Genomic DNA, 15,622 nt, shown 5'->3' with positions numbered 1-15,622 from the left:
TATTATGAGTGAAAAAAACAAACGTATAGCGGTTTGCACGCGAAAAACAAAAGAGACAGATATCACCTTGTCTGTTAATTTAGACGGTCAGGGGAAAAATAAAATAGATACGGGGATTGCTTTTTTTGATCACATGCTTGACGGATTTGCCAGACATGGACTGTTTGATCTTGAGGTAAAAGTAGACGGAGATCTTGAAGTGGACAGTCATCATACAATAGAAGATGTGGGAATTGTCCTTGGAACAGCAATTAAAAAAGCGCTCGGAGATAAGGCCGGAATTAAAAGATATGGTTATTTTATTCTTCCGATGGATGAAGTGCTTGCTCTTTGTGCAGCAGATCTTTCGGGACGTCCTTATTTTAAGTTTGACGCCGGATTTACAACAGACAAATTAGGGACAATGGATACAGAAATGGTGAAAGAATTTTTCTATGCCGTTTCTTATAGTGCACAGATGAATCTGCATTTGAAAATTTTAGACGGAGGAAATAACCATCATATGGCAGAAGCGCTTTTTAAAGCGTTTGGAAAAGCGCTTGATATGGCAGTGTCTCCGGAGCCTAGAATGACAGAAATATGGTCTACAAAAGGGGCTTTATAACAAACGGCTGACTCAATGCCGTTTCGTACAAATAAAAAATTAGGAGAATAATCATGAGTTATAAAAGACTGACTCCCTGCATTTTTATTGCGGGAGGTAAGGCGGTAAGATGGTTTGACGACCGCACTGTATTGACAGAGGATGTAATTGCGCTTGCTAAGCAATATAATGCAAACGGAGCAGATGAACTGCTTGTATTTGATCTTTCAGATTCTGATGAAGATCATGAAGAATCCATCGATCTGATCAAAAAAATAAACCGGATCATCAGTATTCCGATGGTTGCGGGAGGAAATATACGAAGAGCAGAGGATGTTAAAAAACTTCTTTATGCGGGTGTAAAACGTGCGATGTTGAATTTTTCAAAAAAAGTTTCCATCGATTTAATTAAAGAAGTTTCCTTACGTTTCGGAAAAGAAAAAATAGCAGTATCTTTAAATGATTTTGACACGCTTTTTAAACAACAGCATTTAATAGAACAATATAGTTCTGAGATCGTGTTCATGCACCGTCTTGATCTGAATTCTGTTGTAAATGTAACGGAAATCCCGTGCGTTGTTGTAACAGATACAATGGATGAAAGCGAAATATTGCGGATTTTAAAAAGCAACGGTGTAAAGGGCGTATCCGGAATGTTTATCAGCAGTGTCGATATGGATTTTAACGACTTTAAAGAAGTGTGTATGCGAGCCGGAATTAAAATGACTTCGTTTGAAAGCATGATGGATTTTTCCGAGTTTAAGTTAAATTCTGACGGTCTGATCCCGGTAATCGTACAGGATTACAAGACAAACGAAGTTCTGATGATGGCATATATGAATGAAGAGGCGTTTGATCATACAGTAAAAACAGGTCGTATGACATATTACAGTCGAAGCAGGAATGCACAGTGGGTAAAGGGTGAGACGTCCGGACATTTTCAATATGTGAAGTCATTATCTGTCGATTGTGATAAAGATACTTTACTTGCAAAAGTCGATCAAGTCGGCGCTGCCTGCCATACAGGCAACAGATCCTGCTTTTATACAACGATCGTCGGCACTGATTATGATGCAAAAAATCCTCTTCAAGTATTTGAATCCGTATATAATACGATTGTTGACAGAAAGCAGAATCCAAAAGAGGGTTCCTATACAAATTATCTGTTTGAAAAAGGAATTGATAAAATTTTAAAGAAGGTAGGAGAAGAAGCTACAGAAATCGTTATTGCAGCAAAAAACCCGAATCCCGAAGAAATTAAATATGAAATTTCGGACTTCCTTTATCATGCGATGGTACTCATGGTAGAACGGGGAGTTACGTGGGAAGATATTACAAGTGAACTGGCAGACAGATAAGGCGATTACGTCTTTAGAAACCGGTATAGAAAAGAATCTAAAAGCATAAGATGTTGTAAAAACAATGTCTTATGCTTTTTTGTATGGCGAAAAACCTTGCGTTTCCCGAAATTTTAACAATCGCTTTCAATTCTGGAATGTATCTTTAGGTTTCGGCGGTTTATCTGCTTTGGAATGCAATACAAAAAATCAAAAGAAGAGAGACAGAGGGGAAAAAACAGTATGAATGATGCTCAGTTAAGAAGAAGAGAACTTCTTCGACAAACGAAACAGCTCTATGGTGAACGTGAAACTGTTCCTCCGATTCATCCTCGTTATGGCAATTTATGTAAAGAACAAGACGAAGGCGGTGAAGAAGCAGGCGGAAGCTTTTATATGCGGCTTGTAATCTGTATTCTCTGTTTCATCTTCTTTGTATATATGGATCAAAATCATGCGGAAGTAGCTAATGTAAACAGTACAAAAATCATAAATGAAATTGAACGGGATGTGGAGCTGGAAGCCGTGAAGGAAGTATGGGAAAATTTTGAATGATAACTATTTATTCAGCTGATTTACCTGAAAATTTATATTAAAACGAAAAGAGTTGTATACAATGCTGACTGCGAAATCATATCTTTTACTTTGGAGTTTTTGTCTAAGAACACCAGCACCGATTGATTCCGATTGACGAAAGATATTTGCTTGAAGTTCTTCCCTAAAATGTATATAATGATGTAGATTGGATGATTCAATCACATAGAAGATGTTTCTGTAATGTTGTATCGTCTTGTATAAATACGAAAAACAACATAAAAAATATCGATTTTTCCCTTTGAAAAGTCCAAAATAGGTTCGTAAGAATTTATAAAATATATACAAAAACAGGAAGGAAATATATGAGAAAGCTTGCTTTAGATGATGAAATATTACTAAGTATCGAAAAACCTGCCCGGTATATCGGGAATGAAGTAAACTCGATAATGAAAAATAAAAATGAGGTGGATATCCGTTTCGCCATGTGTTTTCCGGATGTTTACGAGATCGGCATGTCGCATCTCGGCATTCAGATTTTGTATGATATGTTTAACAGAAGAGACGATGTTTGGTGTGAACGCGTCTATTCTCCGTGGACAGATCTTGATACAATTATGCGTAAAGAGGGAATTCCGCTTTTTGCATTAGAGTCACAAGATCCGATCAGAGAATTTGACTTTTTAGGAATTACGATCCAATTTGAAATGTGCTATACAAATATTTTGCAGATTTTAGAGTTGAGCCAAATTCCTCTGCATTCATGTGACCGCGCGGAAAATGATCCGATTGTGATCGGTGGAGGTCCATGTGTCTATAACCCGGAACCTCTTGCGGAATTTTTCGATTTGTTTTATATCGGAGAAGGCGAAACTGTTTATGATGAACTTTTAGATACATATAAAAAATGTCGGGCAGAGGGAAGTACGAGAACAGAGTTTCTTGAACAGGCGGCCCGCATCGAAGGAATCTATGTGCCGTCATTTTATGATGCCGAATACAACGAGGATGGTACACTTCGATCATTTATACCGAATAATATATGTGCCCCTGCAAGTGTGAAAAAGCAGGTTGTTATGGATGTAACAGATACGGTATATCCGATGAAGCCGGTCGTTCCGTTTATAAAAGCAACTCAAGATCGCGTTGTACTTGAGATTCAAAGGGGATGCACCCGGGGATGCCGTTTTTGCCAGGCGGGAATGATTTATCGTCCCACAAGAGGGCGTAATGTAAAACGTCTGAAAGAGTATGCCAAAACGATGTTGACAAATACAGGACATGAAGAAATCTCACTTAGTTCCTTGAGTTCAAGTGATTATTCTGATTTGAAAGAACTTGTAATGTTTTTGATTGATGAATTCAAAGAAAAAGCAATCAATATTTCATTACCGTCTTTGAGAATCGACGCCTTTTCTTTAGATGTAATGAGTAAGGTTCAGGATATCAGAAAAAGCAGCCTTACATTTGCGCCCGAAGCCGGATCACAGAGAATGAGAAATGTAATCAATAAAGGACTTACCGAAGAAGATATTATGGGTGGCGCAAGTCAGGCTTTTGAAGGAGGATGGACAAAAGTAAAACTGTATTTCATGCTCGGACTTCCTACGGAAACCGAAGAAGATATGAAGGAGATCGCCCATTTATGTGAAAAGGTTGCCCGCAAATATTATGAAATCCCGAAAGATCAAAGAAACGGAAAATGTCAGATTACTGCAAGTTCCTCATTTTTTGTTCCGAAACCGTTTACTCCGTTTCAGTGGGCGCCAATGTGTACCGCTGAAGAATATACGAGACGTGCTCACCTTGTCAATGATGAATTTAAAGCGCAGTTAAATCGGAAAAGCTTAAAATATAATTGGCATGATGCAAATGTAACTGTTTTGGAAGGTATTATGGCAAGAGGTGACAGAAGAATCGGAAAAGTGATTGAAGAAGCTTACAGACTCGGATGCTTATTTGACTCATGGACCGAAAGTTTTCGAGATGATTTATGGGAGAAAGCTTTTTTGAACACGGGAATCGAAAAAGAGTTTTATACGCTTCGTACAAGAGATAAAAACGAACTTTTCCCATGGGATTTTATCGATACCGGGGTCAGTCGAAAATTTCTCAGAAAGGAATGGGAACGGGCAATGAATGCTGAGGTGACACCGAATTGTCGGGAACACTGTTCAGGATGCGGCGCATCAAAATTCGGAGGAGGTGTCTGTTATGAAGGCAAGAATTAAATTCAGAAAATACGGAGCGCTTCGTTTTATCGGACATCTTGATGTAATGCGCTTCTTCCAAAAAGTAATGCGCAGGGCTGAAATACCGATCGCCTTTACAGGAGGGTACAGTCCGCATATGATCATGTCGTTTGCGAGTCCTCTTGGAATCGGTCTCACAAGTGACGGGGAATATTTTGATATTGAACTGACTGAAGCGATCGACAGTAAAACGGCTGTAAAACGTATGAATGAAGTCAGTATAGAAGGAATTGAAATAATTAGTTTCAGAAAAATTCCGGATGATAAAAAACAGACGGGAATGACGATCCTTGCAGGGGCAGATTATCTCGTCTCTGTCAGAAAAGGAGCACTGCCTTCTGACTGGAAAGAACAGTTTTCCAAGTTTATGTCTCAACCGGAAATTCAAGTTATCAAACAGACGAAAAGAAGCGAGAGAATGGTTGACATACGTGCCCTTATCGATTCATGGGAGATTCGTGATGAACAGATCTATCTTCTTCTTGCAGCGGGAAGTTCGGAAAATTTAAAACCGGATCTTGTGATGGAAACATTTTTAAAATATGCAAATATTTCAGATGATGTACGATTTTTTTATCATCGCCTTGAGATGTATGCAGATGAAAGCGGCAACGGAGAAAGGAAGCTCATTCCTCTTGAAAATCTCGGAGAAGAAATCTGTATGAATTCAAAGACAGACCTGTAGTAAATCTGTAATGACATGGGAAGGATTTTGGTTTGAAACGAAAAATACTAATAGAAAAAAGCAAAAATAAAATACGGACATACCTTATTGAAGATGATGATATTGTTGAAATACATACCAGTATCAATGAAGAGCAAGTACCTCCGGGGAAACTAGGGGATATTTACATCGGGAAAGTGCAGAATATTGTCCAAAATATCGGTGCGGCATTTATAGAAATTACAAAAGGAGTAAACTGTTATTTTGATTTGAAAGATGCAGAAAACGCATATTTTACCCATAAATCCGGGAAAAAACCACTTTGTATCGGCGATGAACTTGTCGTACAGATCAGCCGGGAAGCGGTAAAAACGAAAGCGCCTACTGTAACTTCTCATTTAAGCTTCACGGGAAGATATGCCGTCTTAACTCATGGAAACACCCGGATCGGCGTATCTTCAAAAATTCCACGGGCGCTTCGGGATGAATTCAAAGACCGCCTGTCACGTATGAAAAATGAACAGTTCGGCATCATTATACGGACAAATGCAAAAGGCGTACCGTTTCAGGAGGTCGAAGACGAAATTGAACGTCTGAAAGAAGAATATAAAAAGTTGTTAAATACAGCATTGTCAAGAGTTGCTTTTTCACGTTTGAAATCGGCTCCTCCGACGTATATATCAGACTTAAAAAACGTATACATGGAAGGAATGGAAGAAATCGTCATAGAAGGAAAAGACTTGTATACGGAAATACAAGAATACTTTCTTACAGAATTTCCTGAAAAAGTAAAACTTCTCAGACTTTATGAGAATCCTGATTTTCCACTTTGCAAATTGTATTCTACAGAAACCGCATTGGAAAAGGCGTTGAAAGAGTTTGTATGGTTGAAAAACGGCGGATATCTTATTATCCAGCCAACGGAAGCTTTGACAGTCATTGACGTAAATTCCGGGAAGATGGCAGTAAAATCGAAAAACAGCGCCGGAGCGATGAAAGTAAACATGGAGGCTGCTCAAGAAGCGGCGAAGCAGATTCGTCTGCGTAATCTGTCAGGAATCATTATTGTAGATTTTGTAAATCTTGAATCAAAAGAAGATACCGGGATATTATTAAAAGAATTCCGAAACTTTTTGTCGAAAGATCCGATTCCGACTACTTTGGTTGACATGACGATGCTCGGACTTGTAGAAATCACAAGAAAAAAAGTAAGAAAACCGCTTTATGAACAGGAAAATTATTTACAAGCAGAGATCGAGGCGTTATAATATTTTACCGAAAGCGCGCTGAAAATTGCGCTTACAAAAATTTTTCTCATTATTCATGAGAAGAGAAATGGATCGATAAATAAAAGCAGCGAAAAAGCGCTGCGTGAGTTCTACATTTGGAGGAAAGAAGATTGAAAAAAGTAGTAAAATTCGGGGGAAGTTCTCTGGCAAATGCAGATCAGTTCAAAAAGGTCGGAGCGATCATTACAGCAGATGATACAAGACGGTATGTTGTTCCGTCTGCGCCGGGAAAACGATTTCCAAAAGATACAAAAGTAACAGATATGCTCTATGCCTGTTATGAAAGTGCAGCCAACGGAGAAGATTTTTCAGAACAGCTTGATAATATTCACGCAAGATATCAGGAGATTATTGATGGATTGAATCTCGATTTTTCTCTTGATCTTGATTTTGTACAAATTAAAGAAAATTTCAGTAACAAGGCGGGAGCTGACTATGCCGCTTCCAGAGGAGAATGTTTAAACGGAAAGATCATGGCTGCTTACCTCGGCTTTGAGTTTGTGGATGCTGCCGAAGTTGTCCGTTTTAATGATGACGGTTCTTTCAATGATGAAGTTACGAATACTCTTTTATCCGAGCGGCTTCAGGATTGTAAAACAGCTGTAATTCCGGGATTTTACGGAGCAAAAAAAGATGGAACGATCGTAACTTTTTCAAGAGGCGGATCAGATATTACGGGATCTCTTGTAGCTTTGGCAGTACAGGCGGATCTGTATGAAAACTGGACGGATGTTTCCGGATTTTTGATCGCGGATCCCCGCATTGTAAAAAATCCGAAATCAATCGAAACAATTACTTATAAAGAACTTCGTGAACTTTCATATATGGGAGCGAGCGTGCTCCACGAGGATGCGATCTTTCCTGTAAGAAAAGCGGGGATTCCGATCAATATCCGGAACACAAATGCACCGCAGGATAAAGGAACATTAATTGTTGAAGGAACATGTCGTCAGCCGAAATATACGATTACCGGAATTGCAGGAACAGATGGATTTGTAGCAATCACAGTCGAAAAAGCAATGATGAATTCGGAAGTCGGATTTTGTCGGAAAGTTCTGCAGGTATTTGAAGATAACGGAGTTTCTATCGAACATATGCCATCGGGTATTGATACAATGTCGATTTTCGTAAACAAAGATGTCTTTGAGGAAAAAGAACAGAAAATCTTAGCGGATATCCATAAAGCGGTAAATCCGGATCATATCGAACTGGAGTCTAATCTTGCGCTTATTGCCGTAGTAGGACGCGGTATGAAATCAACAAGAGGAACTGCCGGCCGCATTTTCTCCGCACTTGCCCACGCACATATCAATGTCAAAATGATCGATCAGGGATCAAGTGAATTGAATATCATTATCGGAGTCAGACATGATGATTTTAAAAATGCGATCCGTGCGTTATATGAAATTTTTGTCCTTACCCAGATATAAAAATCTATATCCGTTTGTTTTTATTGGATTACCATTATAGGAAGAATATATCAAGAAAAATTTGTTAAAAAACCGCATAAGATCTATACTCAATAAACGCATCATTTTGATGCGTTTATGTGTGGAAAGGGAAATATACAATGAATATCTTATTCTTTTTAAAACCAAAAAGCGAAGTGGCTTATGTTCACGACTATGGCACTTTAAGACAGGTTCTTGAGACAATGGAGTATCATAAATATGCATCTATCCCAATGCTGAATAAATCGGGCGAATATGTCGGAACAATTACGGAAGGAGATCTTCTTTGGGGAATCAAAAGATATACGAATCTGAATTTGAAAGAGGCGGAAAATATATTTATACAAGATTTTCCACGAAAAGTAGATTATGTAGCCGTATCAATTAATTCAGATATGGAAGATCTTCTGCAAAAAGCAATGAATCAGAATTTTGTTCCTGTCGTAGACGACCAGAAGAAATTTATCGGAATTGTTACAAGAAAGAGTATTATGGAATATTGTTACGAAAAATTAAAAAATTTACCGGAAGACTATTGACTTGTTCCAGAATGATATGTTATATTCTAACAGTATGCCGCACAATGAGGTTCAAGTTCTGTAAAACAGACACCGTAATTGGCGAGTAATGATAATAGGAGGTGCTATATGTACGCGATTATAGCAACAGGTGGTAAACAGTACAAAGTAGCTGAAGGCGATATCATTAAAGTAGAAAAACTTGGTGTTGAGGCCGGAGAAACTTATACATTCGACCAGGTGCTCGCAGTAAACAGCGATAAGCTTGTCGTAGGTAATCCTACAGTAGAAGGAGCTACAGTTACAGCATCCGTAATCGGTGACGGAAAAGCGAAAAAAGTTGTTGTTTACAAGTATAAGAGAAAAACAGGATACCACAAGAAAAACGGACATAGACAGCAGTATACAGCTGTTAAGATCGACAAGATCAACGCATAATAACTTTTGTTATGATTGAGGTAACCGTTTATAAGACCATGCGGCATGAATATGCAGGGTTTGATATGTCCGGACATGCTGGATATGACGATATCGGAAAAGATATCGTATGCGCAGCGGTTTCGGTACTTGTCATTAATACACTGAATTCAATCGAGCGTTTTACGGATGATAAGACAAGTTGTGTTTCTGATGAAAACAGCGGAACTGTTGAATTTCGTTTCAAAGATCATCCATCGCATGACGCCGCACTATTGCTGGATTCCATGATTCTTGGTCTGGAAGATATAGAAGACAGTGAAGAGTATGAATCATACATTGACATTATTTTCAAGGAGGTGTAAGTACCATGATGAAAATGAATCTTCAGTTTTTTGCTCATAAAAAAGGAGTAGGTTCTACAAAGAACGGACGTGATTCCGAGTCTAAGAGACTGGGCGCCAAAAGAGCAGACGGACAGTTTGTAAAAGCTGGAAACATCCTTTACAGACAGCGTGGAACTAAGATCCATCCGGGTCTGAACGTAGGACGCGGAGGAGATGACACTTTGTTCGCTCTCGTAGACGGTGTAGTAAGATATGAAAGAAAAGGAAGAGATAAGAAACAGGTTTCTATCTATCCGGTAGCTGAATAATCGGACTTGACGAAAAGTCTTGCCGGAACTTTTCACTCGTATAACAGGCAGTATAAGCCCCAGACTTTTTGTCTGGGGCTTTTGTTTCTATACATGAGATAAACTTTTAATGAAGTTTTTCGGTAACAATTATCATTTGATTCTTCCTGATATACAAAGCAGGAAAGATAAAGGAGAAATTATGTTTGCAGACAGAGCGAAAATATATATCCGTTCCGGCAAGGGCGGAGACGGACATTGCAGTTTCAGAAGAGAACTCTATGTACCGAACGGCGGACCCGACGGCGGAGACGGAGGACGCGGAGGAGATTTAATCTTTGCAATCGATGAAGGATTAAATACGCTTGTAGATTACCGCCATAAACGAAAATATGCGGCAGGAGACGGAGAACCGGGCGGAAAACGGCGATGCCACGGAAAAGACGGGAAAGATCTTATCCTTTATGTTCCGGAGGGAACAGTGATCAAAGAAGCTGTGACAGGGAAAGTTATTGCCGATATGTCCGGCGATAACCGCAGACAGATTGTATTAAAAGGCGGAAAAGGAGGACTTGGAAACCAACATTTCGCCACATCGACAATGCAGGTTCCGAAATATGCACAGCCGGGACAACCTGCAAGGGAATTGGAAGTAAAACTTGAATTGAAAGTAATCGCAGATGTGGGACTGATCGGATTCCCGAATGTAGGAAAGTCTACTTTACTTTCCCGTGTGACAAACGCGGAACCCAAAATTGCCAATTACCATTTTACAACATTAAGTCCGAATCTGGGTGTAGTAGATCTTGAAGGTGCAAAAGGTTTTGTGATGGCAGACATTCCGGGACTGATCGAAGGAGCGTCTGAAGGCGTCGGATTAGGTCATGAGTTTTTACGTCACATCGAAAGAACAAAATTGATGATCCATGTTGTTGATGCCGCAGGCACAGAAGGCAGAGATCCGATTGATGACATTTATAAGATTAATGCGGAATTGGAAGCGTATAATCCCGAAATCGCAAAACGTCCTCAAGTGATCGCCGCAAATAAGACTGATCTTATTTTTGAGGCTGATGAAGATCCTACAGAACGTTTGAAAAAGGAATTTGAGCCGAAGGGCATCAAAGTTTTTCCTATTTCGGGAGTTACGGGAAAAGGTATCTCCGAACTGCTTTATTATGTCAGCGCTCAGTTAGAAACGATGGATCGCAAGACTGTTGTTTTTGAGCAGGAATATTTCCCTGAAGACGAACTTATCTACGAGGAACTTCCGTATACTGTAGAACTGGAAGACGGTATGTATATAGTCGAAGGTCCCAAAATCGAAAAAATGCTTGGATATACAAATCTTGATTCTGAAAAAGGATTTGCTTTCTTCCAGAAGTTTTTGAAAGAAACGGGAATCCTTGATGAGTTAGAAGCAAAAGGAATACAAGAAGGTGATACGGTGAAAATGTATGGTCTTCAATTTGATTATTACAAATGATTTTTTTTAAACAAGAGTGTTCACGAAAAAATATTCTTAAAAGGAAGGAGATAAATATGACTACAAAACAAAGAGCTTATCTGAAAAGTCTCGCGATGAAAATCGAACCTATTTTTCAGATTGGAAAATCAAGTATGAGTCCGGGACTGACAGAGGCTGTTTCAGAAGCTTTAGAAGCGCGTGAACTCATTAAGATCAGCGTGCTTAATAACTGCGGGGATGATCCGAGAGAATTGGCTGAGATCATCGCAGGAAGAACACGTTCTCAAGTTGTACAGGTGATCGGTAAAAAAATCGTTTTATACCGTGAAGGAAAAGATGATAAGAAAAAGATCATCCTGCCATTATGAGAATAGGAGTCATGGGCGGAACATTTGATCCGATTCATATCGGACACTTGCTTCTCGCAGAGTTTGCTTATGAAGATTTTAAGTTAGATGAAATCTGGTTTCTTCCGAATGGAAATCCGCCCCACAAGAAAACGGACGAAAGTAAAAAAGCTCTTGCACATCGAATTAAAATGATCGAACTTGCGATCAGTGATATGCCTCATTTTAAAATAGATCTTTCCGAAGCCGAAACAGATGTACATTCGTATACTTACAGTACTATGCAGAAATTTAATCGCATGTATCCCGAATGTGAATTCTATTTTATTTTGGGCGCAGATTCACTCTTTGCAATCGAAGAGTGGAGATATTTTAAGGAGATTTTTCCGACATGTACAATTCTTGCCGCTATGAGAGATGATAAGGATGTTCGTACAATGCAGGAACAGATCTCTTATCTCAAAGAGCGCTATGGCGCAAAAATCGAATTGCTCAGAGCGCCTCTTTTGGAAATCTCATCAACGACTATAAGAAAGCGAGCGGCAATGAGACGCGGCATACGTTATATCGTTCCCGATTCTGTTTCAAATTATATAAAAGAACATGAACTTTATCAAACAAACGAATTCTTATAACGGATATATCTGTATCCCTCCTCAATCGAATACAGATAAGCAGTACGCATAATAAGAAGGGGTAGGAATAAAAATGAAAGAAGAACTGCTTCATATAAAAAAGGAATTATCAAAAAAGTTAAAAAAAGAACGTTTCGAGCATACAGTCGGCGTTATGTATACATCTGCTTCGTTAGCTATGCGTTACGGGGCAAACATCGAAAAGGCAATGACTGCCGGACTGCTTCATGATTGCGGAAAATATTGTTCCGCAAAAGAGCAGTTAAAATTGTGTGAAAAATATAAAATAACGCTGACTGATTTAGAACACTCCATGCCTGCGCTGATCCATGCAAAACTGGGCGCTTATCTGGCTGAAAATGAATATGGCATTAAAGATAGGGAAGTGCTCGATGCTATCACTTATCATACGACCGGAAGACCGGAAATGACAATGTTGGAAAAAATTCTTTATATTGCAGATTATATTGAACCCAATCGGAGGGAAATTCCGGGACTTTCTAAAATTCGACAAATAGTATTTCAAAATATCGATCAGGCAATCTGTTTGTCTTCCGAACGAACTATACGTTATCTGGAAGATAACGGGAATAAAATTGATCCTATGACAATAAAAACTTATGAGTTTTACGGAGGAAAGTTATGACTCAGTCAAAAAAAATGGCACGTATCGCCTATGATGCATTGAATGAAAAAAAAGGTGAAGATATTAAAATCATAGATATTGCAGAAGTATCTACTCTTGGCGATTACTTTGTAATTGCTAACGGAAACAGCTCAAGTCAGGTGACAGCTCTTGTCGACAACGTGGAAGAAGAAATGCATAAAGCAGGATTCTCTCTTCGTCAGAGAGAAGGGCGCGCATCGGGAAGTTGGATACTGCTTGATTTCGGAGATGTGATCATTCACGTGTTTGATAAAGAAAGCAGAGATTTTTATAACATTGAACGTGCATGGAAAGACGGAAAAGAAATCACGGTAAAAGATCTCGATTAATTCAGCAGATTTCTGAAAATCTTAAAATGAAATCCTAAATACGCAGATTTTCTTGACAAGTAAACTTGGTATGATATAATTAAATCAACAAGTAAACTTGGCAAGATGGGAGGTATTATTATGGATAAAGAATCTGTTTTACAAAAAAGAAATCGTGCAGAGCACAGTTCGCTTCTCATCGTTTCAGCCGGGTTTTTGCTTTTGTGCACTTGTGAAGTGTTCGGAATTATTACCGGCAAACTCTGGATCGGACAAAGGGAAATTGTTTTTGGCGGAACACTCTTTTTCATCATGTTTTTAAGTCAGTTTGCTTTGAATTTAAAGTATTATTTGATTGATAAAAAGAAATGGCGGATTGCCGAGGGGATTTTACTGATCTTTTGTATCGGACTTACGATTTTCAGAATTTTGAATCCCGGACACTATCTTATGGAATTTCTTTAAGGTGAATTATGGAAAATGAATTAGTTTTAAAAAATAACTTAAAAGAGGCGCGTGCCAAGAAACAGATTTCACAAAGAGAGCTTGCAGAAATGGTAGGAGTATCCCGCAATACGATCAGCTCGATTGAAACAGGACAGTTTAATCCGACTGCAAAACTGGCGCTGATTATATGTATTGCATTGGATAAAAAATTTGAAGAATTATTTTATTTCTGATTGTTTTCAGATAAGAGTCGATTTCTTTTGGAAACCGGCTCTTTTTGTAACGGTGATAAACAGAAGTCCGGGTGACGGATCCGCAACTTCGATGACCGCTTACAATCCCGGAATGCGCCTTTGAACACTTCCGGTGACGTATTGATACAATTAATCATATAGCAATAATGGAGGTAAAAGATGCTAAGAATCAGTCAGCTAAAGCTCCCTGTGGAGCATACAGAAGCACAATTAAAAAAGAAACTTCTGAAAACAGCTCATATAAAAGAGCAGGATCTGAAGCAGTTTTTTATTAGAAAACGATCTGTTGACGGCCGGAAAAAACCGGAACTTTACTACGTATACACAGTTGATCTTATCGTTGCAAATGAAGAGCATGTAAAAAAAATTTCCAAAGGGAAATTACAAACTGTTCAGGAAAAAAACTATCATATTCCCGAACACGGCGCCAAAAAGCTCCGGAAAAGACCTGTTGTTATAGGAAGTGGACCGGCGGGCCTGTTTTGCGCGTATTTACTTGCCTTTGAAGGATACGAACCTCTTGTGATCGAGCGGGGCGCGCCTGTGAGAGAACGCCAAAAGGTTGTAGAACAATTTTGGAAAGACGGCATATTAAATACTGCCTCAAACGTACAGTTTGGAGAGGGTGGTGCAGGCACTTTTTCAGACGGGAAATTAAATACTCTTGTCAAAGATAAATTCGGACGAAATCGTTTCGTACTAGAAACATTTGTAAAATTCGGAGCCCCGGAAGAAATTTTATGGGAAAGCAAGCCTCATATAGGAACAGATATTTTAATCGAAGTGGTAGAAAGAATGCGAGAAGAAATTATCCGACTCGGTGGGGAATTCCTTTTTCATTCGCAGGTAACAGATATCCTTCCTAAAGAAAACTGTCTGATCGTAAACGGATGCCATCGGATAGAAACCGACGCTGCTGTCTTTGCCGTCGGACACAGTGCAAGAGATACATTTCAAATGCTTTTTGACCGGAATGTTGCAATGAAATCTAAATCATTTGCCATAGGTGTCCGCGCGGAACACAGACAGGATATGATAGATGAGGCGATGTATGGCAGAAAAGAAAGAGGCCCGCTTGGTGCCGCAGCATATAAACTGACAGCACAGCTTGAAAACGGAAGAGGAGTATACACGTTTTGTATGTGTCCCGGCGGATATGTTGTCAATGCGTCGTCCGAGCAAGGACGTCTAGCCGTTAACGGCATGAGTTATCATGACAGAGCCGGAGAAAATGCAAACAGCGCTGTGATCGTTACCGTAACAAAAGACGATTATGGATCTGATCATCCTCTTGCCGGGATGGAATTTCAAAGACGGCTCGAAAAAAAGGCATGGGAAGAAGGCGGCGGCAATGTTCCGATACAACGATTTGCCGATTTCTGCACAGGGACAATATCAGTAAAGACAGGAAATGTTACTCCGAACATAAAAGGGAAATATGTATTTGGCAATGTGCGCAATATATTTCCTCCGGAACTTGCAGAATCGATTGAATCGGGGATTCGTGCGATGGGGAAAAAGATCAAAGACTTCGATCATGATGACGTCATACTTTCCGGTGTAGAAAGCAGAACATCTTCACCTGTAAAAATATTCAGAAAAGAAGACTTTACTTCTTCTTTTCCCTGGATTTACCCGTGCGGTGAAGGAGCCGGATATGCAGGCGGCATTACTTCTGCGGCTATGGACGGCATGAAAGTTGCGGAAGCGATTATAAAAACCTTCTCTGCTCCCGATAGTGTCTGAATCTTCACAGAATTTTAAGGAACAATCTCTATACACATTTTTTAAATTGTGCTAAAATATATCGTTGTATT

At 39.3% G+C, this 15,622-nt stretch carries 19 protein-coding genes; all 19 read left to right on the top strand.

Features of this window, described 5'->3' with window-relative positions:
- Positions 1-4: 4 nt before the first annotated feature.
- The 19 genes from hisB (at position 5) to ACH9UM_RS04200 (ending at position 15,551) form a co-directional block, all read left to right on the top strand.
- On the top strand, positions 5-604 hold the full coding sequence (gene hisB, locus ACH9UM_RS04290; protein WP_004845095.1) for an imidazoleglycerol-phosphate dehydratase HisB: 600 nt from the start codon (positions 5-7) through the stop codon (positions 602-604).
- Positions 605-657: 53 nt separating this feature from the next.
- A complete protein-coding gene (hisIE, locus tag ACH9UM_RS04285; protein ID WP_004845096.1) occupies positions 658-1,941 on the top strand; it encodes a bifunctional phosphoribosyl-AMP cyclohydrolase/phosphoribosyl-ATP diphosphatase HisIE in 1,284 nt (427 codons plus the stop codon).
- Between the two features lie 222 nt (positions 1,942-2,163).
- A complete protein-coding gene (locus ACH9UM_RS04280; RefSeq protein ID WP_009242664.1) occupies positions 2,164-2,475 on the top strand; it encodes a hypothetical protein in 312 nt (103 codons plus the stop codon).
- Between the two features lie 344 nt (positions 2,476-2,819).
- Positions 2,820-4,685: a TIGR03960 family B12-binding radical SAM protein gene (locus ACH9UM_RS04275; protein ID WP_004845100.1), complete on the top strand. Its 1,866-nt coding sequence runs from the start codon at positions 2,820-2,822 to the stop codon at positions 4,683-4,685.
- Positions 4,669-5,391, top strand: coding sequence for a TIGR03936 family radical SAM-associated protein (locus tag ACH9UM_RS04270; RefSeq protein ID WP_004845101.1), 723 nt, complete (start codon positions 4,669-4,671; stop codon positions 5,389-5,391). The genes ACH9UM_RS04275 and ACH9UM_RS04270 overlap by 17 nt, the downstream gene beginning before the upstream one ends.
- Positions 5,392-5,423: 32 nt before the next feature.
- Positions 5,424-6,638 carry a ribonuclease E/G gene (locus ACH9UM_RS04265; protein WP_009242663.1) on the top strand — a complete coding sequence of 405 codons (1,215 nt, stop codon included), beginning with the start codon at positions 5,424-5,426 and terminating at the stop codon, positions 6,636-6,638.
- Between the two features lie 131 nt (positions 6,639-6,769).
- Entirely contained in the window at positions 6,770-8,089 is a 1,320-nt protein-coding gene (locus ACH9UM_RS04260; RefSeq protein ID WP_009242662.1) for an aspartate kinase, read from the top strand.
- 140 nt (positions 8,090-8,229) lie between these two features.
- On the top strand, positions 8,230-8,649 hold the full coding sequence (locus tag ACH9UM_RS04255) for a CBS domain-containing protein (RefSeq protein WP_004845104.1): 420 nt from the start codon (positions 8,230-8,232) through the stop codon (positions 8,647-8,649).
- Between the two features lie 108 nt (positions 8,650-8,757).
- Positions 8,758-9,066, top strand: a complete 309-nt coding sequence (gene rplU / locus ACH9UM_RS04250; RefSeq protein ID WP_004845105.1) for a 50S ribosomal protein L21 — start codon at positions 8,758-8,760, stop codon at positions 9,064-9,066.
- An 11-nt stretch (positions 9,067-9,077) separates the two neighbouring features.
- A complete protein-coding gene (locus ACH9UM_RS04245) occupies positions 9,078-9,410 on the top strand; it encodes a ribosomal-processing cysteine protease Prp (protein WP_004845106.1) in 333 nt (110 codons plus the stop codon).
- A gap of 5 nt (positions 9,411-9,415) precedes the next feature.
- Complete coding sequence (rpmA, locus tag ACH9UM_RS04240) at positions 9,416-9,700, top strand: 50S ribosomal protein L27 (RefSeq protein WP_004845107.1); 285 nt, start codon at positions 9,416-9,418, stop codon at positions 9,698-9,700.
- 181 nt (positions 9,701-9,881) lie between these two features.
- On the top strand, positions 9,882-11,165 hold the full coding sequence (gene obgE / locus ACH9UM_RS04235; RefSeq protein ID WP_009320591.1) for a GTPase ObgE: 1,284 nt from the start codon (positions 9,882-9,884) through the stop codon (positions 11,163-11,165).
- Positions 11,166-11,221: 56 nt separating this feature from the next.
- Positions 11,222-11,515 (top strand): ribosome assembly RNA-binding protein YhbY, encoded by a 294-nt coding sequence (gene yhbY / locus ACH9UM_RS04230; RefSeq protein ID WP_009242659.1) that lies wholly within the window; start codon positions 11,222-11,224, stop codon positions 11,513-11,515.
- Entirely contained in the window at positions 11,512-12,129 is a 618-nt protein-coding gene (nadD, locus tag ACH9UM_RS04225) for a nicotinate-nucleotide adenylyltransferase (RefSeq protein WP_004845110.1), read from the top strand. The genes yhbY and nadD overlap by 4 nt, the downstream gene beginning before the upstream one ends.
- 73 nt (positions 12,130-12,202) lie before the next feature.
- A complete protein-coding gene (gene yqeK / locus ACH9UM_RS04220) occupies positions 12,203-12,775 on the top strand; it encodes a bis(5'-nucleosyl)-tetraphosphatase (symmetrical) YqeK (protein ID WP_004845111.1) in 573 nt (190 codons plus the stop codon).
- The gene (gene rsfS / locus ACH9UM_RS04215; protein WP_009242658.1) at positions 12,772-13,125 is read left to right on the top strand and encodes a ribosome silencing factor; all 354 of its coding nucleotides are present in this window, start codon (positions 12,772-12,774) and stop codon (positions 13,123-13,125) included. Before yqeK ends, rsfS begins: the two co-directional genes overlap by 4 nt.
- A gap of 120 nt (positions 13,126-13,245) precedes the next feature.
- Positions 13,246-13,569 (top strand): hypothetical protein, encoded by a 324-nt coding sequence (locus tag ACH9UM_RS04210; RefSeq protein ID WP_009320590.1) that lies wholly within the window; start codon positions 13,246-13,248, stop codon positions 13,567-13,569.
- A gap of 8 nt (positions 13,570-13,577) precedes the next feature.
- On the top strand, positions 13,578-13,784 hold the full coding sequence (locus tag ACH9UM_RS04205) for a helix-turn-helix transcriptional regulator (protein ID WP_004845114.1): 207 nt from the start codon (positions 13,578-13,580) through the stop codon (positions 13,782-13,784).
- Positions 13,785-13,964: 180 nt separating this feature from the next.
- The gene (locus ACH9UM_RS04200) at positions 13,965-15,551 is read left to right on the top strand and encodes an NAD(P)/FAD-dependent oxidoreductase (RefSeq protein ID WP_004845115.1); all 1,587 of its coding nucleotides are present in this window, start codon (positions 13,965-13,967) and stop codon (positions 15,549-15,551) included.
- Positions 15,552-15,622 lie beyond the last annotated feature (71 nt).

Origin of the sequence: Mediterraneibacter torques (assembly GCF_044591705.1) — a bacterium.
GTDB classification, from domain to species: domain Bacteria; phylum Bacillota; class Clostridia; order Lachnospirales; family Lachnospiraceae; genus Mediterraneibacter; species Mediterraneibacter torques.
The sequence above is the reverse complement of the archived record's forward strand: the minus strand, read 5'-3'. Positions and strand labels throughout refer to the sequence as shown.

Bases quoted from the DNA above. Each gene is read 5' to 3' on its own strand.
- ACH9UM_RS04200 (WP_004845115.1), top strand. From the start codon at position 13,965: ATGCTAAGAATCAGTCAGCTAAAGCTCCCTGTGGAGCATACAGAAGCA.
- rpmA (WP_004845107.1), top strand. From the start codon at position 9,416: ATGATGAAAATGAATCTTCAGTTTTTTGCTCATAAAAAAGGAGTAGGT.
- nadD (WP_004845110.1), top strand. From the start codon at position 11,512: ATGAGAATAGGAGTCATGGGCGGAACATTTGATCCGATTCATATCGGA.
- ACH9UM_RS04245 (WP_004845106.1), top strand. From the start codon at position 9,078: ATGATTGAGGTAACCGTTTATAAGACCATGCGGCATGAATATGCAGGG.
- ACH9UM_RS04255 (WP_004845104.1), top strand. From the start codon at position 8,230: ATGAATATCTTATTCTTTTTAAAACCAAAAAGCGAAGTGGCTTATGTT.
- rsfS (WP_009242658.1), top strand. From the start codon at position 12,772: ATGACTCAGTCAAAAAAAATGGCACGTATCGCCTATGATGCATTGAAT.
- yqeK (WP_004845111.1), top strand. From the start codon at position 12,203: ATGAAAGAAGAACTGCTTCATATAAAAAAGGAATTATCAAAAAAGTTA.
- ACH9UM_RS04210 (WP_009320590.1), top strand. From the start codon at position 13,246: ATGGATAAAGAATCTGTTTTACAAAAAAGAAATCGTGCAGAGCACAGT.
- hisB (WP_004845095.1), top strand. From the start codon at position 5: ATGAGTGAAAAAAACAAACGTATAGCGGTTTGCACGCGAAAAACAAAA.
- hisIE (WP_004845096.1), top strand. From the start codon at position 658: ATGAGTTATAAAAGACTGACTCCCTGCATTTTTATTGCGGGAGGTAAG.
- ACH9UM_RS04270 (WP_004845101.1), top strand. From the start codon at position 4,669: ATGAAGGCAAGAATTAAATTCAGAAAATACGGAGCGCTTCGTTTTATC.
- rplU (WP_004845105.1), top strand. From the start codon at position 8,758: ATGTACGCGATTATAGCAACAGGTGGTAAACAGTACAAAGTAGCTGAA.
- ACH9UM_RS04280 (WP_009242664.1), top strand. From the start codon at position 2,164: ATGAATGATGCTCAGTTAAGAAGAAGAGAACTTCTTCGACAAACGAAA.
- ACH9UM_RS04275 (WP_004845100.1), top strand. From the start codon at position 2,820: ATGAGAAAGCTTGCTTTAGATGATGAAATATTACTAAGTATCGAAAAA.
- obgE (WP_009320591.1), top strand. From the start codon at position 9,882: ATGTTTGCAGACAGAGCGAAAATATATATCCGTTCCGGCAAGGGCGGA.
- yhbY (WP_009242659.1), top strand. From the start codon at position 11,222: ATGACTACAAAACAAAGAGCTTATCTGAAAAGTCTCGCGATGAAAATC.
- ACH9UM_RS04205 (WP_004845114.1), top strand. From the start codon at position 13,578: ATGGAAAATGAATTAGTTTTAAAAAATAACTTAAAAGAGGCGCGTGCC.